A 24892-nucleotide genomic window follows, 5' to 3' on the forward strand; every position below is an offset into this window, starting at 1 on the left:
GCACGCCGATGCGCTCCGGAGTGATCGCACAAAAGGTCGGGATGACGCGAGTCTTTACAGAGGCCGGCGAACATATCCCCGTGACCGTGCTGAAGCTCGGCAATTGCCAGGTCGTAGGCCACCGCACTGAAGAGAAGAACGGTTACGTTGCGCTCCAGCTTGGTTCTGGCAGCCGCAAGACCGTGTACATGCCCAAGGCAGAGCGCGGCCAGTTCGCGGTCGCCAAGGTAGAGCCGAAGCGGCAGGTCGAGGAGTTCCGCGTTTCCGCGGACGCCATGATCCCCGTGGGCGCCGAGATCCTCGCCGACCATTTCGTCGTCGGCCAGTTCGTCGACGTCACCGGCACCTCGGTCGGTAAGGGCTTCGCCGGCGGTATGAAGCGCTGGAACTTCGGCGGTCTGCGCGCCACGCACGGTGTGTCGGTCTCGCACCGTTCGATCGGTTCGACCGGTGGTCGTCAGGACCCGGGCAAGACCTGGAAGAACAAGAAGATGCCCGGCCACATGGGCGTCGACCGCATCACCACGCTCAACCTGCGCGTCGTTCAGCTCGACGTCGAGCGTGGCCTGATCCTCGTCGAAGGCGCCGTTCCTGGCTCCAAGGGCGGCTGGATCCGCGTGCGCGACGCCGTCAAGAAGCCGCTGCCGAAGGAAGCTCCGAAGCCCGGCAAGTTCAAGGTTGCGGGCGGCGAAGCCGAGGCTGCGGCCCAGCAAGAGGGTGCGTGAGATGGAATTGAAGGTCACCACTCTCGAGGGCAAGGAAGCGGGCTCCGTCCAGCTGTCCGACGCCATTTTCGGCCTCGAGCCGCGCCAGGACATCATTGCACGTTGCGTGCAGTGGCAGCTCAACAAGCGTCAGGCCGGTACGCACAAGGCCAAGGGTCGCGCCGAGATCTGGCGCACCGGCAAGAAGATGTACAAGCAGAAGGGGACCGGCGGTGCTCGTCACGGCTCGGCCCGCGTGCCGCAGTTCCGCGGCGGCGGTCGTGCCTTCGGTCCGGTCGTGCGTTCGCACGCCACCGACCTGCCGAAGAAGGTCCGTGCGCTCGCTCTGAAGCATGCGCTCTCGGCCAAGGCCAAGGACGGCGATCTGCTCGTGATCGACAAGGCGGCGCTGGAGGCTGCCAAGACCAAGGCGCTGCTCGGTCACTTCTCGGGCCTGGGGCTCACCAACGCGCTGATCATTGACGGTGCCGAGCTCAACAACGGCTTTGCCGCGGCGGCCCGCAACATCCCGAACATGGACGTGCTGCCGATCCAGGGCATCAACGTCTATGACATCCTGCGCCGTCAGAAGCTCGTTCTGACCAAGGCCGCCATCGATGCGCTGGAGGCGCGCTTCAAATGACGAAGAACATCGAGGCTCGCCATTACGACGTGATCGTCGCCCCGGTCGTCACCGAAAAGGCGACGCTGGCGTCCGAGCACAACAAGGTTCTGTTCAAGGTGGCCGCGAAGGCGACCAAGCCGCAGATCAAGGAAGCGATCGAGAAGCTGTTTGACGTCAAGGTCAAGAGCGTCAACACGCTGGTCCGCAAGGGCAAGACCAAGGTCTTCCGCGGAAATCTCGGCTCGCAGTCGAACACCAAGCGCGCGATCGTGACCCTCGAAGAGGGTCATCGGATCGACGTGACCACCGGTCTGTAAGGTCGCACGACGATGGCACTGAAGAAATTCAATCCCACGACACCGGGTCAGCGCCAGCTGGTCATGGTCGATCGTTCAGCCCTCTACAAGGGCAAGCCGGTCAAGGCGCTCACCGAAGGCAAGAAGTCCTCGGGTGGCCGCAACAACACCGGTCGCATCACCGTGCGCTTCCGTGGCGGTGGCCACAAGCAGACGCTGCGCACCGTCGACTTCAAGCGTGAGAAGATCGACGTTCCCGCAACCGTCGAGCGGCTCGAGTACGATCCGAACCGGACCGGCTTCATCGCGCTGATCAAGTATCAGGACGGCGAACAGGCCTACATCCTGGCGCCGCAGCGCCTGGCCGTGGGTGATACCATCGTCGCCGGCAACTACGTCGACGTGAAGCCGGGCAACGTCATGCCGCTCGGCAACATGCCGGTCGGCACGATCATCCACAACATCGAGGTCAAGATCGGGAAGGGCGGCCAGCTCGCCCGGTCCGCCGGCACCTACGCCCAGCTCGTCGGCCGCGACCAGGACTACGTGATCATCCGCCTGAACTCGGGTGAGCAGCGCCTGGTGCACGGCCGTTGCCGCGGTACGATCGGTGCGGTGTCGAATCCGGACCACATGAACACCTCGATCGGCAAGGCCGGTCGCAAGCGTTGGATGGGCCGTCGCCCGCACAACCGCGGTGTCGCGATGAACCCGATCGACCATCCGCACGGCGGTGGTGAAGGTCGTACCTCGGGCGGTCGCCACCCGGTCACCCCGTGGGGCAAGCCGACCAAGGGCAAGAAGACCCGCACCAACAAGTCGACCAACAAATTCATTCTCCTAAGCCGCCACAAGCGGAAGAAGTAAGGAACGACGGACATGGTTCGTTCAGTCTGGAAAGGCCCGTTCGTCGAGGGTTCTCTGCTCAAGAAGGCAGATGCCGCGCGCGCGTCCGGCCGTCACGACGTCATCAAGATCTGGAGCCGTCGCTCGACGATCCTGCCGCAGTTCGTCGGCCTGACCTTCGGCGTCTACAACGGTCAGAAGCACGTGCCGGTGGCCGTCAACGAGGAAATGGTCGGTCACAAGTTCGGCGAGTTCTCGCCGACCCGGACCTTCCATGGCCACTCGGGCGACAAGAAAGCCAAGAAGGCTTGAGGATTAAACGATGAGCAAACCTAAGCGCGAACGGAGCCTCGCCGAGAACGAGGCCAAGGCGGTCGCCCGGATGCTGCGGGTGAGCCCGCAGAAGCTCAACCTGGTCGCCCAGCTCATTCGCGGCCGGAAGGCTTCTGCTGCGCTCGCCGACCTGCAGTTTTCGCGCAAGCGGATCGCGGTTGACGTGAAGAAGTGCCTGGAATCGGCTATCGCCAATGCCGAAAACAACCACGACCTCGACGTCGATGATCTCGTCGTGGCGCAGGCCTTCGTCGGCAACGGCCTCGTGATGAAGCGCTTTGCCGCCCGCGGCCGTGGCCGCTCGGGCCGCGTCTACAAACCATTTTCGCAGCTGACGATCATTGTTCGTCAGGTCGAAGCCGAAGCAGCAGCGGCTTAAGGGTCGCAGGAGAAAACGATGGGTCAAAAGATCAATCCGATCGGTCTGCGTCTCGGCATCAACCGGACCTGGGATTCCCGCTGGTTCGCCGGCAAGCAGGAATACGGCAAGCTGCTGCATGAGGACGTCAAGATCCGCGAGATCCTGCACAAGGAGCTCAAGCAGGCGGCCGTCGCCCGCATCGTGATCGAGCGTCCGCACAAGAAGTGCCGCGTCACCATCCACTCGGCTCGTCCGGGCGTGGTGATCGGCAAGAAGGGCGCCGACATCGACAAGCTTCGCAAGAAGGTCGCGGACATCACCTCGTCCGACGTCGTCATCAACATCGTCGAAATCCGCAAGCCGGAACTCGACGCGACGCTGGTGGCCGAGTCGATCGCGCAGCAGCTCGAGCGCCGCGTGGCGTTCCGCCGCGCCATGAAGCGCGCCGTTCAGTCGGCGATGCGTCTCGGCGCGGAAGGCATCCGCATCAACTGCTCGGGTCGTCTGGGCGGTGCGGAAATCGCGCGCATGGAGTGGTATCGCGAGGGGCGCGTGCCGCTGCACACGCTGCGCGCCGACATCGACTACGGCGTTGCGACCGCGTTCACGACCTTCGGCACCTGCGGCGTCAAGGTCTGGATCTTCAAGGGCGAGATCCTCGAGCACGATCCGATGGCCCAGGACAAGAGAATGGCCGAGGGCGAGACGGGTGGCAGTGGTGATCGTGGTGGCCGTCAGCGCCGCGATACGGCTGCAGCCTGATCCAGCACAGGAATTTGAGGGCTTAAAGCCATGATGCAACCTAAGAAAACGAAGTTCCGGAAGGCGCATAAGGGCCGCATTCACGGCGTTGCGACTTCGGGCGCGACGTTGGCGTTCGGCCAGTTCGGCCTGAAGGCGACCGAGCCTGAGCGCGTCACCGCGCGTCAGATCGAAGCCGCCCGCCGCGCGCTGACCCGCCACATGAAGCGCGCCGGCCGCGTCTGGATCCGCGTGTTCCCCGACGTTCCGGTGTCGAAGAAGCCGGCCGAAGTCCGCATGGGCTCCGGCAAGGGTTCGCCGGAATTGTGGGTCGCCCGCGTCAAGCCGGGCCGGGTGCTGTTCGAGATCGACGGCGTCAACACCCAGACGGCGCGTGAGGCGCTGACCCTGGCGGCCGCCAAGCTGCCGATCAAGACGCGCTTCGTCGAGCGCATTGCGGAGTAATGGCCATGGCCCAGATGAAGATCGAAGACATCCGCGCGATGAGCCCCGACCAGCAGGACGACGCCGTCCTGAACCTGAAGAAGGAGCGCTTCAACCTGCGCTTCCAGCGTGCCACCGGGCAGCTCGAGAACACCTCGCGTCTGCGCGAGGCTCGCCGTGACATCGCCCGGATCAAGACCGTCGCCGCGCAGCAGCGCGCGAAGAAGAAGTAAGGGGCTAACGGATATGCCGAAACGTACTTTGCAAGGCGTGGTCGTCAGCGACAAGACTGCCAAGACCGTCGTGGTGCGCGTCGATCGCCGCTTCACGCACCCGATCTACAAGAAGACCATCCGCCGTTCGAAGAACTACCACGCGCACGACGAGAACAACGAGTTCAAGCCGGGCGACATGGTCTGGATCGAAGAGACCAAGCCGATCTCGAAGTTGAAGTGCTGGATCGTGATCCGGGGCGAACACAAGAAAAGCGCCTGATCTGTTGGCCTTGGCCGACTGACTTCAGGGAAATGTTGAGCGCCGGCTAGGCTGGCGCAAAGAGAAAGAGGACGAGGTGCATCAATGATTCAGATGCAGACCAACCTCGACGTGGCCGACAATTCTGGCGCACGCCGTGTCATGTGTATCAAGGTGCTCGGAGGCTCCAAGCGCCGCTACGCCACGATCGGCGACGTCATTGTCGTCTCGATCAAGGAAGCCATTCCGCGTGGCAAGGTGAAGAAGGGCGACGTGATGAAGGCCGTCGTGGTGCGTGTCCGCAAGGACATCCGCCGCGCTGACGGTTCGGTCATCCGGTTCGACCGCAACGCCGCCGTTCTGATCAACAATCAGTCCGAGCCGGTCGGCACCCGTATCTTCGGGCCCGTGCCGCGCGAGCTGCGCGCCAAGAACCACATGAAGATCATTTCGCTCGCGCCGGAGGTGCTGTGATGGCTGCGAAGATCCGCAAGGGCGACAAGGTCGTCGTGCTGACCGGCCGCGACAAGGGTCGCACCGGCGAAGTGTTCGAAGTTCGCCCCGACGCCGGCACGGCGCTCGTGCGCGGCATCAACATGGTCAAGCGTCACCAGAAGCAGACGCAGGCCCAGGAGGGCGGCATCATCTCGAAGGAGTCGCCGATCCAACTGTCCAACATCGCGTATGTCGGCAAGGACGGAAAGCCGACCCGCGTCGGATTCAAGATTCTGGCGGACGGCAAGAAGGTCCGCATCGCCAAGAGCTCGGGAGCTGAGATCGATGGCTGAGGCCGCTTACACCCCGCGCCTGCGCGCGGAATACGACGCGAAGATCCGCACGGCCATGACCGAGAAGTTCGGTTATGAGAACGTGATGCAGGTTCCGCGCCTGGACAAGGTCGTGCTGAACATGGGCGTGGGCGACAGCGTCAACGACCGCAAGAAGGCCGAGACCGCCGCTGCCGAACTGACCCAGATCGCCGGCCAGAAGGCGATCGTGACCTATTCGCGCATCGCGATCGCGACCTTCAAGCTGCGTGAGAACCAGCCGATCGGCTGCAAGGTCACGCTGCGCAAGGCCCGCATGTACGAGTTCATCGATCGCCTGGTGACGGTCGCGCTGCCGCGCGTCCGCGACTTCCGCGGCCTGAACCCGAAGAGCTTTGACGGCCGCGGCAACTACTCGCTCGGCATCAAGGAGCACATCATTTTCCCCGAGATCGACTTCGACAAGGTCACGGAAGCCCGCGGCATGGACATCACCGTCTGCACCACGGCCAAGACCGACGAAGAGGCGAGGGCCTTGTTGACCGCTTTCAATTTCCCGTTCCGGCAGTGAGACGCTGACCTAAAGCCTCTCAAACGCGGATACCCAGGAGCCAAGCATGGCAAAGAAGAGTTCAGTCGAGAAGAACAACCGGCGCAAGCGGATGGTGAAGAACGCCGCCCCGAAGCGCGAGCGGTTGAAGGCGATCATCGCCGACAAGACGCTGCCGATGGAGGAGCGGTTCGCCGCGACCCTGAAGCTTGCGGAAATGCCGCGCAATTCGTCGGCCACCCGCATCCGTCTGCGTTGCGAGCTGTCGGGCCGTCCGCGCTCGAACTACCGCAAGAACAAGCTGTCCCGTATCGCGCTCCGCGACCTTGGCTCCAAGGGCATGGTCCCGGGCCTCGTGAAGTCGAGCTGGTAAGGAGGGTCGTTTAGATGTCTACGCACGATCCAATCAGCGATCTGATCACCCGCATCCGCAACGCGCAGATGCGCTCCAAGAGCAAGGTCTCCACGCCTGGCTCGAAGATGCGCGAGAACGTCCTCGAAGTGCTCAAGAGCGAGGGCTACATCCGCGGTTATGCGACCCTCGAGCACTCCTCGGGTCGCAGCGAGATCGAGATCGAGCTGAAGTATTTCGACGGCGAGCCCGTCATCCGCGAAATCGAACGTGTTTCCAAGCCCGGGCGTCGCGTCTACGCCTCGGTGAAGAACCTGCCGCGGGTCAATAACGGACTCGGTATTTCGGTGTTGTCGACGCCGAAGGGGATCATGGCCGACCACAGTGCGCGTGAAGCGAACGTGGGCGGTGAAGTCCTCTTCACGGTGTTCTGAGAAGGGTTTTTGATCCATGTCACGTGTTGGCAAAAGGCCTGTGGCGGTGCCGTCCGGTGTGACCGCGACCGTCGACGGGCAGACCGTCAAGATGAAGGGGCCGAAGGGCCAGCTTCAGTTCGTCGTCCATGACGACGTCGAGGTGAAGCTCGAGAGCGGCCAGATCAAGGTCCAGCCGCGGGCCGAGACCAACCGCGCGCGGGCGCTGTACGGCACCGCTCGCGCCCAGGTCGCGAATCTGGTCGAAGGCGTCACCAAGGGCTTCGAGAAGAAGCTCGAAATCACCGGCGTCGGTTACCGCGCCGCGATGCAGGGCAAGAACCTGCAACTCGCGCTCGGCTACAGCCACGACGTGATCTACACGATCCCGGAAGGGATCACGATCACCGTGCCGAAGCCGACCGAGATCACGGTGACGGGCAGCGACATCCAGCGCGTCGGCCAGGTCGCCGCTGAGATCCGCTCGTATCGCCCGCCGGAGCCCTACAAGGGCAAGGGCGTGAAGTATGTTGGCGAATTCATCTTCCGCAAGGAAGGCAAGAAGAAGTAACGGAGCCGGTCATGTCCAAAGCCAAGGTTACCAATGCCCGGCGCAAGCGGAGTGTGCGGCTGAAGCTGCGCCGCTCCGGTGGTGGTCGTCCGCGTCTGTCGGTGTTCCGCTCGTCCAAGCACATCTACGCCCAGGTCATCGACGACCTGAAGGGCGAGACGCTGGCCTCTGCCTCCTCGCTCGAGAAGGCGATGCGCGACGGCGGCAAGACCGGCGCCGACATCGATGCGGCGAAAGCGGTCGGCAAGCTGCTGGCCGAGCGCGCTGCCGAGAAGGGCGTCAAGGAAGTCGTGTTCGATCGCGGCAGCTACCTCTACCACGGGCGTGTCAAGGCTCTCGCCGACGCTGCGCGTGAGAGCGGGCTGAGCTTCTAACAGAATTTGAGGATTGAGGCGCAAGCCTCTGAAGGATTGGAAAAATGGCAGAACGCGAACAACGTGGTGGACGCGATCAACGCGGCGGCGGGCGTGAACGCAAGGAGCGCGAGGAGCGCGACAGCGAGTTCGTCGACAAGCTGGTCCACATCAACCGCGTGGCCAAGGTCGTCAAGGGCGGCAAGCGCTTCGGTTTCGCGGCGCTGGTCGTGATCGGCGATCAGAAGGGCCGCGCCGGCTTCGGTCACGGCAAGGCGCGCGAAGTGCCTGAGGCGATCCGCAAGGCCACCGAGTCCGCCAAGCGCAACCTGACCCGCGTGTCGCTGCGCGAGGGCCGTACGCTGCATCACGACATCGCCGGCCGTCATGGCGCGGGCCGTGTCTACCTGCGTGCCGCTCCGGCCGGCACCGGCATCATCGCCGGCGGCCCGATGCGCGCCGTGTTCGAGACGCTCGGCGTCCAGGACGTGGTCGCGAAGTCGATCGGCTCGTCGAACCCGTACAACATGGTTCGCGCGACCTTCGATGCGCTCAAGCACCAAGACAGCCCGCGTTCGGTCGCGGCGCGCCGCAACATCAAGGTGTCCACCCTCCAGGGTCGTCGCGTCGGCGGCGATGCCGAGGCGGCTGCGGACTAACCAACGTTTTTCGGAGTAGACCACGATGGCCAAGGACGCCGCTAAGTCCGCAAAGACGATCAAGCTCGAGCAGACTGGCAGCGCGATCCGCCGCCATCACTCGCAGCGTTCGACGCTGATCGGGCTCAAGCTCAACAAGATCGGCCGCACCAGCGAACTGCCGGACACCCCGGCCGTGCGCGGCATGATCGAAAAGGTTCACCATCTCGTTCGCATCGTCGACGAGAAGTAAAATTTGCGCGCATGATCCCGAAAAGTGGATCCCGGTTTTCGGACCAGGTCATGCGCAAAACACAAGGAGCAGGGCGATGAAGCTCAGCGATATCGCCGACAACGCCGGCTCGCGCAAGAAGCGCATGCGCGTCGGCCGTGGCATCGGTTCGGGCAAGGGCAAGCAGTCCGGCCGCGGCGGCAAGGGCCAGACCGCGCGTTCGGGCGTGCGCATCAAGGGTTTCGAAGGCGGTCAGATGCCGATGCATCGCCGTCTGCCCAAGCGCGGCTTCAACAACATCTTCCGCGTCGAGTACGCCGAGATCAATCTCGACCGTCTCCAGGATGCGGTCGATGCCAAGAAGCTCGAAGCCGGCAGCATCGTGAACGTCGAGGCCCTGGTGAAGGCCGGCGTGCTGCGCCGCGCCAAGGGCGGCCTGCGGCTGCTCGGCCGCGGCGAGCTCAAGGCCAAGCTGAACATCGAAGTCCATGGGGCCACCAAGTCCGCGATCGAGGCGGTCGAGAAGGCCGGCGGTTCGGTGAAGATCCTCGCCCCTGCCAAGGAAGAAGGCGAGGCGGCGTAACAACTGCGTCATTGGCCCGCGCCTCGCGGGCCTTTACGCATGCGGGACGATGGACTTATCGAAGCCGAAGCCCCAGATAATGTCCGGCGTCCGCTAGAATAGCCCGGCCGCGGGTATGACGGCGCAACAGGCGGCGGGAGAAAGTCCAATATGGCCTCAGCAGCGGAACAACTGGCAGCCAATCTCAATTTCGGCGCGTTTGCCAAGGCCGACGAACTGAAGAAGCGCATCTGGTTCACGCTGGGTGCGCTGCTCGTTTATCGGCTCGGAACCTACATCCCGCTGCCCGGCATCGATCCCAACATCTGGGAGCAGGTGTTCAAGTCGCAGGCGGGCGGCATCCTCGGCATGTTCAACATGTTCGCCGGCGGCGGCATCCACCGCATGGCGATCTTCGCGCTGAACATCATGCCGTACATCTCGGCCTCGATCATCATCCAGCTCCTCACCACCGTCTCGCCGCAGCTCGAGGCGCTGAAGAAGGAGGGTGAGGCGGGCCGCAAGACGCTGAACCAGTACACCCGCTACCTCACGGTGATCCTGGCCGCATTCCAGTCCTACGGCATCGCGGTCGGCCTCGAAGGTGCCGGCAATGTCGTCAGCGACCCCGGCATGTTCTTCCGTCTTTCCACCGCGATCACGCTGACCGGCGGCACCATGTTCCTGATGTGGCTGGGCGAGCAGATCACCTCGCGCGGCATCGGCAACGGCATCTCGCTGATCATTCTCTCCGGCATCGTCGCCGAGCTGCCCGCAGCTCTCGCCAACATGCTCGAGCTCGGCCGTCAGGGTGCGATGTCGACCGGCCTGATCCTGGTCGTGATCGTGATGGCGGTCGCCGTGATCGCCTTCATCGTGTTCATGGAGCGCGCCCAGCGCCGGCTGCTGATCCAGTATCCGAAGCGCCAGGTCGGCAACAAGATGTTCGAGGGGCAGTCCTCGCATCTGCCGCTCAAGCTCAACACCTCGGGCGTGATCCCGCCGATCTTCGCGTCCTCGCTGCTCCTCTTGCCGACCACGGTTGCGAACTTCAACGCAGGCAAGGGGCCGGAGTGGTTCCAGTGGATCACCACGCAGCTCGGCCACGGCCGTCCGCTGTTCCTGGTGCTCTATCTCGCGCTGATCGTGTTCTTCGCCTTCTTCTACACCGCGATCGTGTTCAACCCGACCGAGACCGCCGACAATCTGAAGAAGCATGGCGGCTTCATCCCGGGCATCCGGCCGGGCGAGCGCACCGCGGAATATATCGACTACGTGCTCTCGCGCATCACTGTGCTCGGTGCGATCTATCTCGCGATCGTCTGCTTGATCCCGGAGATCCTGATCTCCTACGCGTCGGTGCCGTTCTACTTCGGCGGCACCTCGCTGCTGATCGTGGTCAGCGTCACCATGGACACGGTGGCACAGGTGCAGGGTTATCTGCTGGCTCATCAGTATGAGGGCCTGATCCGCAAGTCGAAGCTGCGAGGCCGCCGCCGCTAAGCCGCGGCGTCCTCCAAGGCGGCGCGCCTGCGCCGTCGATTCGCCGCGCGAGCGACGCGCGGCGCCTTCGGAAGGCGATCGACAACGGTTCGGTCGCACCGGCAGAGCTGCTCTCTATGCAGCGCAATCACTGATTTCAAAGCTGTCTTGGCGTCCGGGCGTTTGCTCCCCTATGATATGGGTAGCGGTGCGGCGCTGATTATGATTTGCACTGTTACTGAATTTTCAAACACAGGTGCGCGATCTGTCGCTCACCAATCCGGGGGGCGTACGCAATGAGAATTATACTTCTGGGACCGCCAGGATCGGGCAAGGGGACCCAGGCGCAGCTGCTGGTGCAGCGCTACGGTATCGTCCAGCTCTCGACCGGCGAAATGTTGCGTGCAGCCGTCGCGGCGGGGACGCCGGTCGGGCTGAAGGCCAAGGAGATCATGGCCAGCGGCGGACTCGTGCCCGACGACGTCGTGGTGGGAATCATCTCCGACCGCATCGACCAGCCCGACGCGAAAAATGGATTCATCCTGGACGGTTTCCCGCGCACCGTGCCGCAGGCCGCAGCGCTGGATGATTTGCTCAGGCACAAGCATCTCAAGCTCGACGCCGTGATCGAGCTCCGCGTCAACGAGAGCGCGCTGTTGAGCCGCGTCGAGACCCGCGTCGCCCAGATGCGGGAGCGCGGGGAGGAGGTCCGGCTCGACGACACCCCGGAAGTCCTGACCAAGCGCCTCGCCAGCTACCGCAGCCAGACGGAACCGCTGATTCACTATTATTCCGAGCGTCGGAAGCTATCGACGATCGACGGCATGATGGCCATCGACGAGGTCACTCGTGCCATCCACCGCCAGCTTCTGGCGCTGGGCGCGGTCGACCCAAAGACCCATGCCCGCAGCGCGGCCAAGGCGGCGCCCGCGAAGAAGGCGGTAAGGAAGGTCAAGGCAGCGAAGAAATCGGCCAAAAAGGCGGCGAAATCAGCCAAAAAGGCTGCCAAATCGGCCAAAAAAGCCGTGAAGGGCGCAAAAAGGGCGGCCAGGAAGGCAGCCCAGAAGACGGTCAAAAAGACCGCCAAGAAGACCGCCAAGAAGGCCGTCAAAAAGGGTGCCAAAAAGGCCGCAAAAAAGGTCACGAAAAAGCGAGCCAGGCGCTAGCGGCGGTTGACGGAAGCCCCCTGAATCCCTTAATAAGCCCCGCATCCAAGTCGGATAGTTTCAAACGATGCCGGGCCCCAGGAAGACCAGGGGTGGGCGTCGTGTTCGCGTTTGTGAACACCTGCCCGAGAAACACAAGCACTTAAAGCCCGATTCCTGACGAGGGATCGGCAACAGGAGAGAAGGCCGTGGCCCGTATTGCCGGCGTGAACATTCCGACCAACAAGCGCGTGCTGATCGCGCTCCAGTACATCCATGGCATCGGCCAGAAGATCGCTGGTGAGATCCTTGAAAAGGTGAAGATCCCCGAGGATCGTCGCGTCAATCAGCTCAGCGACGCCGAGGTGCTTCAGATCCGCGAAGTGATCGACCGCGACTATCTCGTCGAGGGCGATCTGCGTCGCGAAGTCGGTATCAACATCAAGCGTCTAATGGACCTCGGCTGCTATCGCGGCCTGCGCCATCGTCGCGGTCTGCCGGTGCGCGGCCAGCGCACCCACACCAATGCGCGTACGCGCAAGGGCCCGGCCAAGGCCATCGCCGGCAAGAAGAAGTAAGTTTTCGAATCCAATCGCGGCGTGTGGCGATAGGGGAAGCCCGTTCGCCACGCGCCTTTCGTTCCATCAGGTGTAGCCGCTGGCATTACGGCGGCGTTTGAGATCTTCAGGAAAGGTACTCTATGGGCAAGGAAGCCACCCGTGTTCGTCGTCGTGAGCGCAAGAACATCGCCTCCGGCGTCGCGCACGTGAACTCGTCCTTCAACAACACGACCATCACCATCACCGATGCGCAGGGCAACACGATTGCCTGGTCCTCCGCCGGCACGATGGGCTTCAAGGGCTCGCGCAAGTCGACCCCGTATGCTGCGCAGGTTGCTGCCGAGGACGTCTCCAAGAAGGCGCAGGAACACGGCATGCGCACGCTGGAAGTCGAGGTCGCCGGTCCCGGTTCGGGCCGTGAGTCGGCGCTCCGTGCGCTCCAGGCCGCGGGCTTCACCGTCACCTCGATCCGCGACGTGACCACGATCCCGCACAACGGTTGCCGTCCGCGCAAGCGCCGGCGCGTCTGATGCGAAGTTGCGGGCGCTGTGGTGCCCGCGATGCTTTTTTTAAGAAGCCGCGGGTTTGATCTGCGGCCTTTCTCCAACGCCAGTATTTGAATTTTTCAAATCGACTGGCCTGTATGGGTGAAACAGTGACGATCCAGAAAAATTGGCAAGAACTGATTCGGCCGAACAAGCTCCAGGTCACGCCCGGCAGCGATCCGTCGCGCTTCGCGACCATCGTTGCCGAGCCGCTCGAGCGTGGTTTCGGCCAGACCCTCGGCAACGCGCTGCGTCGCATCCTGCTCTCCTCGCTTCAGGGCGCGGCGGTGCAGTCGGTGCACATCGACGGCGTGCTGCACGAGTTCTCCTCGATCGCGGGCGTCCGTGAGGACGTCACCGACATCGTGCTGAACATCAAGGACATCTCGATCAAGATGCAGGGCGAAGGCCCCAAGCGCATGGTCGTGAAGAAGAGCGGCCCGGGCGTCGTCACGGCCGGCGACATCCAGACAGTCGGCGATGTCACCGTGCTGAACCCTGACCTCCAGATCTGCACGCTCGACGAGGGCGCCGAGATCCGCATGGAGTTCACGGTCGCGACCGGCAAGGGCTATGTGCCCGCCGAGCGCAACCGTCCCGAGGATGCACCGATCGGCCTGATCCCGGTCGACAGCCTGTACTCGCCCGTCCGCAAGGTCTCCTACAAGGTCGAGAACACCCGCGAGGGCCAGATCCTCGACTACGACAAGCTGACCATGACGATCGAGACCAACGGCGCCATCTCGCCGGATGATTCGGTGGCTTACGCCGCCCGCATCCTGCAGGATCAGCTCAACGTGTTCGTCAACTTCGAAGAGCCGCGCAAGGAAGTCGCCCAGGAGATCATCCCGGACCTCGCCTTCAACCCGGCCTTCCTCAAGAAGGTGGACGAGCTCGAGCTGTCGGTGCGTTCGGCCAACTGCCTGAAGAACGACAACATCGTCTACATCGGCGACCTCGTGCAGAAGAGCGAAGCGGAAATGCTCCGCACCCCGAACTTCGGCCGCAAGTCGCTGAACGAAATCAAGGAAGTGCTGGCCCAGATGGGTCTGCACCTCGGCATGGAAGTGCCGGGCTGGCCGCCGGAGAACATCGACGAGCTCGCCAAGCGTTTCGAAGATCACTACTGAGAATTCGTCGTTCCGGGGCGATGCGCGAGCATCGAACCCGGAACCTCGAGATTCCGGATCGTCGCTTCGCGGCGTCCGGAATGACCGACCAGGGCGAACGCAGGCAGCCCACCTGAGCAACATGTCCGACGAACCGTCGCGGCAGTTTTAAGTAAGGACTACACACATGCGTCACGGCAAGGTTCATCGGAAGCTCAACCGCACGGCCGAGCACCGCCGCGCGATGTTCGCCAACATGGCGGCCGCGCTGATCAAGCACGAGCAGATCGTCACCACGCTGCCCAAGGCCAAGGAGCTTCGTCCGATCGTCGAGAAGCTCGTCACCCTCGGCAAGAAGGGCGGCCTCTCCATGCGTCGCCAGGCCATCTCCGAGATGCGCGACAAGGACCAGGTCAAGAAGCTGTTCGACGTGCTGGCGCCCCGCTACAAGGATCGCCAGGGTGGCTACACCAGGATCATCAAGGCCGGCTTCCGCTACGGCGACAACGCCGCGATGGCCGTGATCGAGTTTGTCGATCGCGACGTCGATGCCAAGGGCCAGGACTCCGGTCCGGTGCAGGCGAAGGAAGCCGAGGCGGCGTAAGCCGACTCGCAATCAGCGTTTCAGAAGCGGCGCCCCTGGGGCGCCGCTTTTTTTACATCCGGCAGCCATTTCTCGTGCTGCGCACGATGATGACGAAATCAAGCGTGCGATTGCGCAAGGCATCGCGCACGACGGTCGCAAGCTGAAGCCGCCGATGGCCTATGCTGGCTGCGCCACCATGACGGCCCAGGATCTCGATGCATCGTCGCGTTTGTCCGGACGCTACCGCCGAAAAGCTCAATCCTCACGCGTCGGTGAGGGACGATTGAAGCTGCGTGTGCAGCGCACGATATCTCCGTCAACAGCAATGGAGATTGACTGATGAAGATCGACCTTTCCGGAAAGACCGCCCTCGTGACCGGCTCGACCGCCGGCATCGGCCACGCAATCGCCAAGGGTCTTGCCGGCTCGGGCGCGAGCGTCGTGATCAACGGGCGTAGCCGGGACAAGGTCGATGCAGCCGTGCACAAGCTGGAAGCGACCGGCGCCAAGGTGCGCGGCATCGCCGCCGACGTTTCGACTTCGGCAGGCTGCAAGGCGCTGGTGGCGGCGCTGCCCGAGGTCGATATCCTCATCAACAACGCCGGCATCTTCGAGCCGAAGGACTTCTTCGAGATTCCGGACGAGGATTGGAGTCGATTCTTCGAGGTCAACGTGATGAGCGGCGTGCGGCTGTCGCGCGCTTACATGAAGGGCATGCTCGAGCGCAACTGGGGCCGCATCGTCTTCATCTCCTCGGAATCGGGTCTCAACATTCCCGTCGAGATGATCCACTACGGCACGAGCAAGACGGCCCAACTCGCGGTCGCGCGTGGCCTCGCGCAGCTCACCCGGGGCAGCGGCGTCACGGTGAACTCGGTGCTGCCTGGCCCGACCATGTCCGAAGGCGTCGAAACCTTCGTGAGGGATCTGGCCAGGCAGAACGGGCAATCGGTCGACGAGGCCGCCGCCAATTTCGTCAAGCAACACCGCCCGAGTTCGCTGATCCAGCGTTTTGCCAGCGTCGACGAGATTGCCAACATGGTGGTCTATGTCGCCTCGAAAGAGGCATCCGCCACCAACGGTGCGGCACTGCGCGCCGAAGGCGGCATCGTCAATACGATTGCGTAAGAGGGGCGCATGACGGCGTATGTGATTTCCGAAGTCGAGATGCGCGATCTCGATGGTTTCGAGGCCTATCGCGCGCTCGCGGCGAAGACGATCGCGCAATATGGTGGGCGATATCTCGTTCGTGGCGGCAAGGCGGAGCTGGCGGAAGGCAACCTTCCGCCGAGGGCCATCGTCGTCGTCGAATTTCCGTCGATGGCGAGGCTCAAGGAATGGTATGCCTCGCCGGAATACGCCGAGGCGTTGAAGATCCGCGCCGGCGCACTGGAACGCCGGTTGCTGTTCGTCGAGGGCGTGGTTCCGGACTAGCTGGTCTTCCCACTTGCCGCTTTAATTCGGGGCCCGACCGGTTAAAACAGGGGCTCCATGTTCCGTCCCCTCTCGACCCGCCACAAGCGCCTGTTCAGGCTGACGTCTGCGCGATGGCAGCGACGGGCAATCTTTCTGCTCGGGGGGATCGGGGTCGGCGCTGCGGCCGTGGCGCTGGCGCAGCTCGCTGATCTCGCGCAGCACGCCTTTGCACTCCTGCTTGGCAAGTCGCGCTATGCCGTGCTGGCGGTGACGCCGCTCGGATTCATGCTGTCGGCCTATCTGACCATCCGCCTGTTTCCGAACGCGCAAGGAAGCGGCATTCCGCAGGCGATTGCCGCGCGGCATCTGACCGATCAAAGTGCGCGCGAGAGCTTGGTCTCGATCCGGATTGCAATCGGCAAGATTATCCTCACGCTGTTCGGCCTCCTCTGCGGCGGCTCGGTGGGGCGGGAAGGGCCGACTGTTCAGGTCGGCGCCTCGATCATGTTCGCGCTCGGGCGTGTCTCGCCGCGCCGTCAGCCCGGGTTGATCCTCGCCGGTGCCGCCGCGGGCGTCGCCGCGGCCTTCAACACGCCGCTTGCGGGAATTGTCTTCGGCATCGAGGAAATGAGCCGCGCTTTCGAGACCCGAACATCCAGCCTCATCATCGCGGCGGTCATCGCGGCCGGCCTGACCTCGCTCGCGCTGGCCGGCAACTACGCCTATTTCGGCAGCAGCGCGATGTCGCTTTCGCGTGGCGCCGACTGGCTGGCCGTTCCGCTGTGTGGGATGGTCGGTGGCCTCGCCGGCGGCCTGTTCAGCCGGATCGTCATCGCCTTGGCGCGCGGTTTCAAGACCCCGCTCGGACGTGCGATCAAGGGCCACCCGCTCTGGTTCGCGTGTGCTTGCGGTCTCGCCGTCGCGATCTGCGGCCTGGTGTCTGGCGATACGATCTATGGCACGGGCTATGAGCAGGTGAAGACGGCGCTGGAGCACGGTACGCCGCTGCCTCGAGATTTTGGCGTGCTCAAGCTCCTGGCGACCACCTTCGCCGCGATTAGCGGCATTCCCGGCGGCATCTTCTCGCCCTCGCTGGCGGTCGGTGCCGGCATCGGCAGCAACATCGCGGCGCTCTTCCACGACGCGCCGCTCGGCGCGATCATGCTGCTCGGCATGGTCTCGTATTTCGCCGGCGTCGTGCAGGCGCCGATCACCGCCTTCGTGATCGTGACCGAGATGACCGACAATCACGGCATGGTCGTGCCGTTGATGACGGCCGCACTGATCGCGCATTTCGTCTCGCGGATGATCTGTGAGGAGGGTATCTATCACGCGCTGGCAAAAGGCTTCGTCGAGCGGGCGACGCGTTCGCGTGAGGGGGAGTGACGATGAGCCGTTTCTGGAGCAGCTTGACGCATGAGTTGAAGCCCTACGTGCCGGGCGAACAGCCCCGCATGGCGGATTTAGTCAAGCTGAATACCAACGAGAACCCGGCAGGTCCGTCGCCGCGTGCGCTGGAGGCGATTCGCGAGGCGGCGGCCGATACGCTGCGTCTCTATCCGGACCCGCAGGCCACCGCGCTGCGGGCGACCCTGGCCGCCTATCACGGCGTGAGCCCCGAGCAGGTGTTTGTCGGCAATGGCTCGGACGAGGTGCTCGCGCATGCCTTCGTCGCCCTGCTGAAGCACGATGCGCCGCTGCTGTTTCCGGATATCACCTACAGTTTCTATCCGGTCTATTGTCGCCTGTTCGGCATCGCCTACGAGACCGTGCCGCTCGATCAGGCCATGCGGATCCGCGTTGCCGACTATCGCCGGCCGGCCGGTGCGATCATCATCCCCAATCCGAATGCGCCGACGGGGATCGCGCTGCCGCGCGCCGAGATCATAATGCTGCTTGAAGAGCATCCGGATGTGCCCGTGGTCGTCGACGAGGCCTATGTCGATTTCGGCGCCGAGACCGCGATTCCGCTGGTCGCGTCCCATCGCAATCTGCTGGTCGTGCAGACCATGTCGAAGTCGCGTGCGCTGGCCGGGCTTCGGGTCGGATATGCGATCGGCGATGCCGATCTGATCGATGCGCTGACCCGCGTGAAGGACAGCTTCAATTCATATCCGCTTGGCCGGCCGGCTCAGGCCGGCGCGATCGCCTCGCTCGAGGACGAAGCCTATTTCCAGCAGAGCCGCCTTCGCGTGATCGAGGGCAGGGAGCGGTTGACCCGTGGACTCAAGGGCGCTGGCTTCGAGGTGCTGCCGTCGCTGGCAAACTTCGTCTTCGCGCGCCATCCCGCGCATCGGGGGGCTGCCCTTGCAGCGGCGCTGCGGGAGCAGGCGGTGATCGTCCGCCACTTCTCCGCACCTCGGATATCGGACTATCTGCGGATCACCGTGGGCACGGATGAGCAGATCGACCGGATGTTGTCGGCCTTGTCCCGGATCATGGGATAACTAAGAACGGTGGGCACGGCGCAAGCGCCTTTGCCCACCTTGCGAGAGACTTGCCTACCACCCCTCCAGCACGATCTTGCCGCGCGACTTGCCGCTCTCGAGCAGTACATGTGCGCGCTTGAGATTGGTGGCGTTAATCGTGCCGAAGGTCTGGTCGAGCGTGGTGCGCAGCACGCCCTTGTCGATGAGGTCGGCGACGTCGTTGAGCAGGTGATGCTGCGCGATCATGTCGGGCGTCTGGAACGAGGAGCGCGTGAACATCGATTCCCAGTGCACCGAGATCGCCTTGCCCTTGAAGGTGCTCATGGTGAACTCAGGAGGATCGTCGATCAGGCCGAAGCGCCCTTGCGGCGCCATCAACTCGGCGATGCCCTTATAGTGCTGATCGGTGAAGGTGAGGCTCGCCACCAGCGCGACCGGCGGCAGCTTCAGCTTCTCGATCTGCTCTCTCATCGGCTTGCCGTGATCGATTACCGCATGCGCGCCGAGATCGAGGCACCATTTCTGCGATTCCGGCCGCGTCGCGGTTGCAACCACGGTGAGGCCGGTGAGTCGGCGTGCCAGCTGGATCAGGATCGAGCCGACACCGCCGGCGCCACCGGTGATCAAGAGAGTGCGCGGATCGACGCTTTTGCCTGGGACCGCACCGAGGCGGTCGAACAGCAATTCCCAGGCGGTGATGGAGGTGAGGGGAAGGGCTGCGGCCTGCGCGAACGAGAGCGATTTCGGTTTGTTGCCGACGATACGTTCGTCAACCAGATGGAATTCCGAATTGGTGCCCTGGCGCAGGATCGAGCCCGCGTAAAACACCTCGTCTCCGGGCTTGAACAGCGTGACCTCGGGGCCGACGGCGTCGACCACGCCGGCTGCGTCATACCCCAGGATCTTGGTCTCGCCTTCGGGCGGGGCGGCGCGCTTGCGTACCTTGTAATCGACCGGATTGGCCGAGATCGCCTTCACAGCGACGCGGATGTCGCGTCCCCTGGGCTCCGGCTTGGCGGTCTCGAAATCGATCAGCGCGTCCCGATCGTCGATCGGAAGCGACTTCCTGTAGCCGACGGCCTTCATGGCTTGTCTCCATCAGATGGCGAATTCGCCTGCCGCTCTAATTGTCGCGCTGGCTCCCATTTGGCAAGTACTGTACGTTTGGGGATATAGTCCCTGTTTGGATACTATTGGGAAAATGCAGATGAAGCGGCGTAATTTTGCCCGTCGTCCGGGCTGCTCGGTCGAGGCGACGCTGGATCTGATCGACGGCAAATGGAAGGGCGTGATCCTCTATCACCTCCAGAGCGGCACCCAGCGCTTCGGCGAACTGCGCCGCATGATGCCCGGCATCACCCAGCGGATGCTGACCAAGCAGCTTCGCGCGCTGGAGGAGGACAAGCTCGTCATCCGCAAGGTCTATGCCGAGGTGCCGCCGCGGGTGGAATATTGCCTGTCCGAGCTCGGCGAGAGCCTGCGGCCGGTGATCGACATTCTCAAGGCCTGGGGCGAGAGCCACCAGCAACGGCTGTCCTGTGCGCCGCCGCCGGTGGTCGTGAAGAAGGCGAAGCGCGCGGCGTGATATCCGGGAGCGGCGTGCCGCTCCCGGAAGAGATCGCCTTAGAACGCGACTTGCGTCCGCATCGCCACCGCATTGAACGTCGAGCCCGCGTTCACCGCGGAGACGGCGCTGGCCTGCTTGGAGATGTCGCCATGCAGATAGTCGAGCATGAAGCGGACATTGTTGTTGACGTACCAGTTCAGCGCGGCGGTGTAGATGGTTTGCCGTCCACCGGCGATGCCGGCGGCGGTTGCGAGCTGATCGTTCAGGTTCATCGTGCTCACGCGTCCTGCGATTTCCCATGCGCCCCAGCCGCCGCCCGCGAGTGAGAAGGGATTGGCCGGCTTGATGCCGCCATAGGCGGCCGACGCCGGATTGTAGGCACGGTGCTCGCCGGTCAGGACGTACCCGACCTGCGCGTAACCGCCGTCGAACTTCAGGCTCGTCGCGCCAACCGGCGGCAGGCCGGTGTTCGCCGTGCGGTCGACGTTGAACCAGTAGTATTCGCCCTGCGCGATGAACGAGCCATAGGTCGCGGCCGCTTCGACGCCATAGACCTGCGCGCCGGAGACGTTGGCGATTGCACCGGTCGAGATCAGCGTCGTCGGATCGATCCGCAACTCCGGCCGGTCGCTGAGCGTGAGCGTCTGGGCCTGCGTTACCAGGTTGCGCGGCGGCTGGATCAGCCATTCCGCGTCGGCGCCGATATGCACGGAGTAGCCGTTGCCGCTGATCGGATTGCCGGCGACACGGGCGACTGCGCCATACTGCTCGCTGGTGCCGGGCGGCGAGACGCTGGACGCCGAGTGAATCTGGCCAGTGGTCGGTCCCGTGACGTAGGCGCCCATCCAGAGCTGGTCATTCCACCAGCGGGTCCCGACGGCCGAGCGGAAGTCGCCGGCTGCAATATTCTGCGCGATGAGACCGGGCGTGGCGCGCTCCATGAACATGATGTCGTTGGAGCTGGTGGATTCATCCATGGTCCAGGCGATATCCATGACGCCGGCCTCGACCGCCATCTTGCCGCCGAATGGCTTGAGGCCGGTGTAGCTGAGAAAGGCGTTTTCGATGCCCGACGTTCCGCCGCCCGGAAGGAAGCCGACAGCAGTGCCGCCAGCCGCGCCGGTGCCGCCAAAACCGTCGGACGAACCGCCGAAGTCGTAGATCAGGCTGTAGTTCCAGTCGCCAAAGAACTTGCCGACGATGCCGATGCGCGCGCGGCGGATGTTCTCGCCGCTGTCGAGCTTTTGCGGCACAGTTGATGCTGTGTCGGGACGGTAATTGTAGCCGCCGACATCCCAGTGCACGCGGCTCGTGATGGCCACGCAGTTCTGGTCGTCGGCCGTGCAGATGGTCGGCCGGTTGTTCGGCATCGTCACCACGACACCGGACGGGGCCACCGGGCCCTTGACCGGAATTGCCGCGTTGGCATTGGCGAGGGCAGCCTTCGCCTCGGAGCGCGCTTCAGCCTTGGCCTCTGCCTTCGCTTCCTGTCTCGCCTTCGCCGTGGCTGCCGTGTTGGCGGCGGTCTGGCTCTGAAGCTTGTCGAGCTTCTGCTCGAGCATCTTCAGCTGCTGTTTCAGGAGCGCGATCTCCTGTTCGCTGTTGCTTGCCGATTGGGCCTGGGCCTGTGAGGCCGCCAGCACGCCGGCGAGACCAATCGCCGTGGCTGCAATTCTCGTCCTGCTCATGTTGTGACTCCATCCTTTGACGAACTTCCCCAAGTCGCAACGGGAGAGCCTAAGAGTGATCGATGACTGCCCCGCGACGGCACGCGCCCGGTTGCGCGGTTCCCACTGATGCCAATTCGCCGCAACCGAATCCGCCATCGCGCACAATGCAAGATGACGCGCATCATGCCAATCCACCAACCCCTGCAGATCGCGATTTCGCACGCGGGGCTTGCATGCCGGACACACCGGCCAGGAGCTGAATATTGCGGTCCGGCGCCCTTCTATTGGGGAGCGAACGCGCCTATATTCCGGCGTCTTTTCCAAGAGGTAGGAATGTTTCGATCGACCTGGACCGCCGTCGTCACGGCATTGTGCATAGCCTTTTCGGCCCACTTCAATCCTGCTGCGGCGCAGGACCGTCGCGTGCCCTCGTCGCCGGCCGAGCTGCGGCTGTCCTACGCGCCGATCGTGCAGCGTGTGCAGCCGGCGGTCGTCAACGTCTATGCCGCCAAGGTGGTGCAGAACCGCAATCCGCTGCTCGATGACCCGATCTTCCGCCGCTTCTTCGGCGTGCCGGGCCAGCAGCAGGAGCAGGTGCAGCGGTCGCTGGGCTCGGGCGTGATCGTCGATTCCTCGGGTCTCGTCGTCACCAATGTCCACGTCATCGAGGGCGCCGACCAGGTGAAGGTGTCGCTGTCGGACAAGCGCGAGTTCGAGGCCGAGATCGTGCTGAAGGATTCCCGCAGCGATCTCGCGGTGCTGCGCCTCAAGGACACCAAGGAGAAGTTTCCGGCGCTCGAATTCACCAATTCGGATGAGCTGATGGTGGGGGACGTCGTGCTGGCGATCGGCAATCCCTTCGGCGTCGGTCAGACCGTGACCCACGGCATCATCTCGGCGCTGGCGCGCACGCAGGTCGGCATCACCGACTATCAGTTTTTCATCCAGACCGACGCGGCGATCAATCCCGGCAATTCCGGCGGCGCGCTGGTCGACATGAACGGCCGGCTCGCCGGCATCAACACCGCGATCTACTCGCGCTCCGGCGGCTCGCAGGGCATCGGCTTTGCGATTCCGGCCAACATGGTGCGCGTCGTCGTCGCCTCCGCCAAGAGCGGCGGCACCGCAGTGAAGCGGCCGTGGCTGGGGGCGAAGCTCCAGGCCGTGACGCCCGAGATCGCCGAGAGCCTCGGCCTGCGTTCGCCGACCGGCGCGCTGGTCGCGAGCGTCGTTCCGAACGGTCCTGCCGCGAAGGCCGGTTTGAAATCCTCCGACCTCATCACCGGCATCGACGGCCAGACCGTGGACGATCCCAACGCGTTCGACTACCGCTTCGCCACCCGTCCGCTCGGCGGCAGTGCGCAGATCGACGTGCAACGCAGCGGCAGGCCGCTCAAGCTCGCGATCGCGCTGGAGACGGCGCCCGATACCGGCCGCAACGAACTCGTCCTCACCGCCCGCTCGCCGTTCCAGGGGGCGAAGATCTCGACCATCACACCCGCCCTTGCCGACGAGCTGCACCTTGACGCCGACACCGAAGGCGTCGTGATCACCGATCTCGGCGGTGACAGCGCGGCCGCGAATGTCGGCTTCCAGAAGGGCGACATCATTCTGGCCGTCAACAACCAGAAGATGGTCAAGAGCGTCGACCTGGAGAGAGTCGCCAGCGAGCGCCAGCGGCTCTGGCGCATCACGCTCTTGCGCGGCGGTCAGCAGATCAACGTCACGCTGGGCGGATGAGTCCGAAGCGACCACAGGAGACGCCAACTCTCTTTGCCGCGGCGGGGCTCGATCACGAGGCCCCGCATCCGCTGCCGGATCGGCTGCGGCCGCGTGCGCTGTCGGAGGTGGTCGGCCAGGATCACATCCTCGGCCCCGACGGCGCGCTGACGCGCATGCTGGAGACGCGCACGCTGGGTTCGCTGGTGTTCTGGGGCCCGCCCGGCACCGGCAAGACCACGGTGGCGCGGCTGCTGGCGGATGCGACCGACCTGCATTTCGAGCAGATATCGGCAGTGTTCTCCGGCGTCGCCGACCTGAAGAAGGCGTTCGATGCCGCGCGGGCCCGCCGCGAGATGGGCAAGGGCACGCTCTTGTTCGTCGACGAGGTGCATCGCTTCAACCGTGCCCAGCAGGATTCGTTTCTGCCCGTGATGGAGGACGGCACCGTCGTCATGGTCGGCGCGACTACGGAGAATCCGTCCTTCGAGCTCAACGCGGCGTTGCTCTCTCGCGCGCGCGTGCTGGTGTTCCGCTCGCTTGATGCCGCGGCGATCGAAAAGCTGTTCGCGCATGCGGAGGAGGTCGAGGGCCGCAAACTGCCGCTCGATGCAGAGGCGCGCGCCGTCCTGGTGCGGATGGCCGATGGCGATGGCCGCGCGTCGCTGACGCTGGCCGAAGAGGTCTGGCGCTCGGCACGGGCTGACGAGGTTTTCAATGCCGCGCAGTTGCAGGACATCCTGCAGCGTCGCGCGCCGATCTACGACAAATCGGCCGATGGCCATTACAACCTGATTTCGGCGCTGCATAAATCGGTGCGCGGCTCCGATCCGGACGCGGCGCTGTATTATCTCTGCCGCATGCTCGATGCCGGCGAGGACCCGCTGTTCCTGGCGCGGCGCGTCGTGCGCATGGCGGTGGAGGATATCGGCCTTGCCGATCCACAGGCGCTCGTCGTCGCCAATGCCGCGAAGGACGCCTTCGACTTCCTTGGCCATCCCGAGGGCGAGCTCGCCATCGCGCAAGCGGTGGTCTATCTCGCAACGGCGCCGAAATCGAACGCGGTCTATACCGCCTTCGGGACGGCGATGCAGGTCGCAAAACAGGCCGGTTCGCTGCTGCCGCCCAAGCACATCCTGAACTCGCCGACCAAGCTGATGAAGTCCGAGGGCTACGGCGCAGCTTACGAATACGACCACGACGCCCCCGATGCCTTCTCCGGCCAGGACTACTTCCCGGAGGCCCTGGGCCGCCAGACCTTCTACGACCCGCCAGAGCGGGGCTTTGAGCGCGAGATAAGGAAGCGGCTGGATTACTGGGCCAAGCTGCGCAAGGAGCGGGGCGGCTCGCGCTAAAGCATGATCCGGAAAAGTGCGTAGCGGTTTTCCGAAAAGATCATGCT

The 24892-nt window shown here is 64.0% G+C and carries 35 protein-coding genes; 33 read left to right on the forward strand and 2 right to left on the reverse strand.

Features of this window, described 5'->3' with window-relative positions:
* The first annotated feature begins 8 nt into the window (after positions 1-8).
* From rplC to hisC, 30 genes are all read left to right on the forward strand, one after another.
* The gene (gene rplC, locus XH90_RS15475; protein WP_128951221.1) at positions 9-725 is read left to right on the forward strand and encodes a 50S ribosomal protein L3; all 717 of its coding nucleotides are present in this window, start codon (positions 9-11) and stop codon (positions 723-725) included.
* Between the two features lies 1 nt (position 726).
* A complete protein-coding gene (gene rplD / locus XH90_RS15480; RefSeq protein ID WP_011088150.1) occupies positions 727-1347 on the forward strand; it encodes a 50S ribosomal protein L4 in 621 nt (206 codons plus the stop codon).
* A complete protein-coding gene (locus XH90_RS15485; RefSeq protein ID WP_027535292.1) occupies positions 1344-1646 on the forward strand; it encodes a 50S ribosomal protein L23 in 303 nt (100 codons plus the stop codon). Before rplD ends, XH90_RS15485 begins: the two co-directional genes overlap by 4 nt.
* Positions 1647-1658: 12 nt before the next feature.
* Positions 1659-2492, forward strand: a complete 834-nt coding sequence (gene rplB, locus XH90_RS15490; RefSeq protein ID WP_194482264.1) for a 50S ribosomal protein L2 — start codon at positions 1659-1661, stop codon at positions 2490-2492.
* 12 nt (positions 2493-2504) lie between these two features.
* Positions 2505-2783, forward strand: coding sequence for a 30S ribosomal protein S19 (rpsS, locus tag XH90_RS15495; RefSeq protein WP_008136357.1), 279 nt, complete (start codon positions 2505-2507; stop codon positions 2781-2783).
* A gap of 10 nt (positions 2784-2793) precedes the next feature.
* The gene (gene rplV / locus XH90_RS15500; RefSeq protein WP_057745488.1) at positions 2794-3183 is read left to right on the forward strand and encodes a 50S ribosomal protein L22; all 390 of its coding nucleotides are present in this window, start codon (positions 2794-2796) and stop codon (positions 3181-3183) included.
* Positions 3184-3201: 18 nt separating this feature from the next.
* Positions 3202-3927, forward strand: coding sequence for a 30S ribosomal protein S3 (rpsC, locus tag XH90_RS15505; protein WP_014494500.1), 726 nt, complete (start codon positions 3202-3204; stop codon positions 3925-3927).
* Between the two features lie 30 nt (positions 3928-3957).
* Positions 3958-4371, forward strand: coding sequence for a 50S ribosomal protein L16 (gene rplP / locus XH90_RS15510; RefSeq protein ID WP_027535296.1), 414 nt, complete (start codon positions 3958-3960; stop codon positions 4369-4371).
* Between the two features lie 5 nt (positions 4372-4376).
* Complete coding sequence (gene rpmC, locus XH90_RS15515) at positions 4377-4583, forward strand: 50S ribosomal protein L29 (protein ID WP_027520957.1); 207 nt, start codon at positions 4377-4379, stop codon at positions 4581-4583.
* A 13-nt stretch (positions 4584-4596) separates the two neighbouring features.
* Complete coding sequence (gene rpsQ, locus XH90_RS15520) at positions 4597-4845, forward strand: 30S ribosomal protein S17 (RefSeq protein WP_057745481.1); 249 nt, start codon at positions 4597-4599, stop codon at positions 4843-4845.
* 84 nt (positions 4846-4929) lie between these two features.
* Positions 4930-5298 (forward strand): 50S ribosomal protein L14, encoded by a 369-nt coding sequence (gene rplN, locus XH90_RS15525; protein WP_063682754.1) that lies wholly within the window; start codon positions 4930-4932, stop codon positions 5296-5298.
* Positions 5298-5612, forward strand: a complete 315-nt coding sequence (gene rplX, locus XH90_RS15530) for a 50S ribosomal protein L24 (RefSeq protein WP_007603031.1) — start codon at positions 5298-5300, stop codon at positions 5610-5612. Before rplN ends, rplX begins: the two co-directional genes overlap by 1 nt.
* Entirely contained in the window at positions 5605-6162 is a 558-nt protein-coding gene (rplE, locus tag XH90_RS15535; RefSeq protein ID WP_011088141.1) for a 50S ribosomal protein L5, read from the forward strand. Before rplX ends, rplE begins: the two co-directional genes overlap by 8 nt.
* Positions 6163-6208: 46 nt before the next feature.
* On the forward strand, positions 6209-6514 hold the full coding sequence (rpsN, locus tag XH90_RS15540; RefSeq protein ID WP_057745473.1) for a 30S ribosomal protein S14: 306 nt from the start codon (positions 6209-6211) through the stop codon (positions 6512-6514).
* A gap of 14 nt (positions 6515-6528) precedes the next feature.
* Positions 6529-6927: a 30S ribosomal protein S8 gene (gene rpsH, locus XH90_RS15545; protein ID WP_015685407.1), complete on the forward strand. Its 399-nt coding sequence runs from the start codon at positions 6529-6531 to the stop codon at positions 6925-6927.
* 16 nt (positions 6928-6943) lie between these two features.
* Positions 6944-7477 carry a 50S ribosomal protein L6 gene (gene rplF / locus XH90_RS15550; RefSeq protein WP_194482265.1) on the forward strand — a complete coding sequence of 178 codons (534 nt, stop codon included), beginning with the start codon at positions 6944-6946 and terminating at the stop codon, positions 7475-7477.
* Positions 7478-7488: 11 nt separating this feature from the next.
* On the forward strand, positions 7489-7851 hold the full coding sequence (gene rplR / locus XH90_RS15555) for a 50S ribosomal protein L18 (protein ID WP_008549238.1): 363 nt from the start codon (positions 7489-7491) through the stop codon (positions 7849-7851).
* A gap of 44 nt (positions 7852-7895) precedes the next feature.
* Entirely contained in the window at positions 7896-8489 is a 594-nt protein-coding gene (rpsE, locus tag XH90_RS15560) for a 30S ribosomal protein S5 (protein WP_194482266.1), read from the forward strand.
* A 25-nt stretch (positions 8490-8514) separates the two neighbouring features.
* On the forward strand, positions 8515-8721 hold the full coding sequence (gene rpmD / locus XH90_RS15565; protein ID WP_092294155.1) for a 50S ribosomal protein L30: 207 nt from the start codon (positions 8515-8517) through the stop codon (positions 8719-8721).
* Between the two features lie 76 nt (positions 8722-8797).
* The gene (rplO, locus tag XH90_RS15570) at positions 8798-9283 is read left to right on the forward strand and encodes a 50S ribosomal protein L15 (protein WP_194482267.1); all 486 of its coding nucleotides are present in this window, start codon (positions 8798-8800) and stop codon (positions 9281-9283) included.
* A 150-nt stretch (positions 9284-9433) separates the two neighbouring features.
* Positions 9434-10765, forward strand: a complete 1332-nt coding sequence (secY, locus tag XH90_RS15575; RefSeq protein ID WP_092228451.1) for a preprotein translocase subunit SecY — start codon at positions 9434-9436, stop codon at positions 10763-10765.
* Between the two features lie 275 nt (positions 10766-11040).
* Positions 11041-11910 carry an adenylate kinase gene (locus tag XH90_RS15580; RefSeq protein ID WP_194482268.1) on the forward strand — a complete coding sequence of 290 codons (870 nt, stop codon included), beginning with the start codon at positions 11041-11043 and terminating at the stop codon, positions 11908-11910.
* Positions 11911-12098: 188 nt separating this feature from the next.
* Entirely contained in the window at positions 12099-12467 is a 369-nt protein-coding gene (gene rpsM / locus XH90_RS15585) for a 30S ribosomal protein S13 (RefSeq protein WP_014494511.1), read from the forward strand.
* A 122-nt stretch (positions 12468-12589) separates the two neighbouring features.
* Entirely contained in the window at positions 12590-12979 is a 390-nt protein-coding gene (gene rpsK / locus XH90_RS15590; RefSeq protein WP_007603045.1) for a 30S ribosomal protein S11, read from the forward strand.
* Positions 12980-13092: 113 nt separating this feature from the next.
* The gene (locus XH90_RS15595) at positions 13093-14124 is read left to right on the forward strand and encodes a DNA-directed RNA polymerase subunit alpha (RefSeq protein ID WP_194482269.1); all 1032 of its coding nucleotides are present in this window, start codon (positions 13093-13095) and stop codon (positions 14122-14124) included.
* 166 nt (positions 14125-14290) lie between these two features.
* A complete protein-coding gene (gene rplQ / locus XH90_RS15600; RefSeq protein ID WP_057745449.1) occupies positions 14291-14707 on the forward strand; it encodes a 50S ribosomal protein L17 in 417 nt (138 codons plus the stop codon).
* Positions 14708-15028: 321 nt separating this feature from the next.
* Positions 15029-15817: an SDR family NAD(P)-dependent oxidoreductase gene (locus XH90_RS15605; protein WP_194482270.1), complete on the forward strand. Its 789-nt coding sequence runs from the start codon at positions 15029-15031 to the stop codon at positions 15815-15817.
* 9 nt (positions 15818-15826) lie between these two features.
* A complete protein-coding gene (locus tag XH90_RS15610) occupies positions 15827-16123 on the forward strand; it encodes a DUF1330 domain-containing protein (RefSeq protein WP_194482271.1) in 297 nt (98 codons plus the stop codon).
* A 57-nt stretch (positions 16124-16180) separates the two neighbouring features.
* Positions 16181-17491: a chloride channel protein gene (locus tag XH90_RS15615; protein ID WP_194482272.1), complete on the forward strand. Its 1311-nt coding sequence runs from the start codon at positions 16181-16183 to the stop codon at positions 17489-17491.
* 2 nt (positions 17492-17493) lie between these two features.
* Entirely contained in the window at positions 17494-18552 is a 1059-nt protein-coding gene (gene hisC / locus XH90_RS15620; protein WP_194482273.1) for a histidinol-phosphate transaminase, read from the forward strand.
* Positions 18553-18606: 54 nt separating this feature from the next.
* On the opposite strand, the gene XH90_RS15625 is transcribed toward hisC, so the two are convergent.
* The gene (locus XH90_RS15625; protein ID WP_194482274.1) at positions 18607-19620 is read right to left on the reverse strand and encodes a zinc-binding alcohol dehydrogenase family protein; all 1014 of its coding nucleotides are present in this window, start codon (positions 19618-19620) and stop codon (positions 18607-18609) included.
* A 121-nt stretch (positions 19621-19741) separates the two neighbouring features.
* On the opposite strand from XH90_RS15625, the gene XH90_RS15630 reads away from it, so the two are divergent.
* Positions 19742-20119: a helix-turn-helix domain-containing protein gene (locus tag XH90_RS15630; protein WP_194482275.1), complete on the forward strand. Its 378-nt coding sequence runs from the start codon at positions 19742-19744 to the stop codon at positions 20117-20119.
* 38 nt (positions 20120-20157) lie between these two features.
* Here the strand turns inward: XH90_RS15630 and XH90_RS15635 are convergent, their stop codons facing one another.
* Entirely contained in the window at positions 20158-21789 is a 1632-nt protein-coding gene (locus XH90_RS15635) for an OprO/OprP family phosphate-selective porin (RefSeq protein ID WP_194482276.1), read from the reverse strand.
* Between the two features lie 315 nt (positions 21790-22104).
* Here XH90_RS15635 and XH90_RS15640 point away from each other — a divergent pair, with 315 nt between their 5' ends.
* Both XH90_RS15640 and XH90_RS15645 read left to right on the forward strand, forming a co-directional pair.
* Entirely contained in the window at positions 22105-23511 is a 1407-nt protein-coding gene (locus XH90_RS15640) for a DegQ family serine endoprotease (protein WP_194482277.1), read from the forward strand.
* On the forward strand, positions 23508-24845 hold the full coding sequence (locus XH90_RS15645) for a replication-associated recombination protein A (protein ID WP_194482278.1): 1338 nt from the start codon (positions 23508-23510) through the stop codon (positions 24843-24845). The genes XH90_RS15640 and XH90_RS15645 overlap by 4 nt, the downstream gene beginning before the upstream one ends.
* The last annotated feature ends 47 nt before the right edge of the window (positions 24846-24892 follow it).

The sequence above is a fragment of the Bradyrhizobium sp. CCBAU 53338 genome, assembly GCF_015291665.1.
Taxonomy (GTDB): Bacteria; Pseudomonadota; Alphaproteobacteria; order Rhizobiales; family Xanthobacteraceae; genus Bradyrhizobium.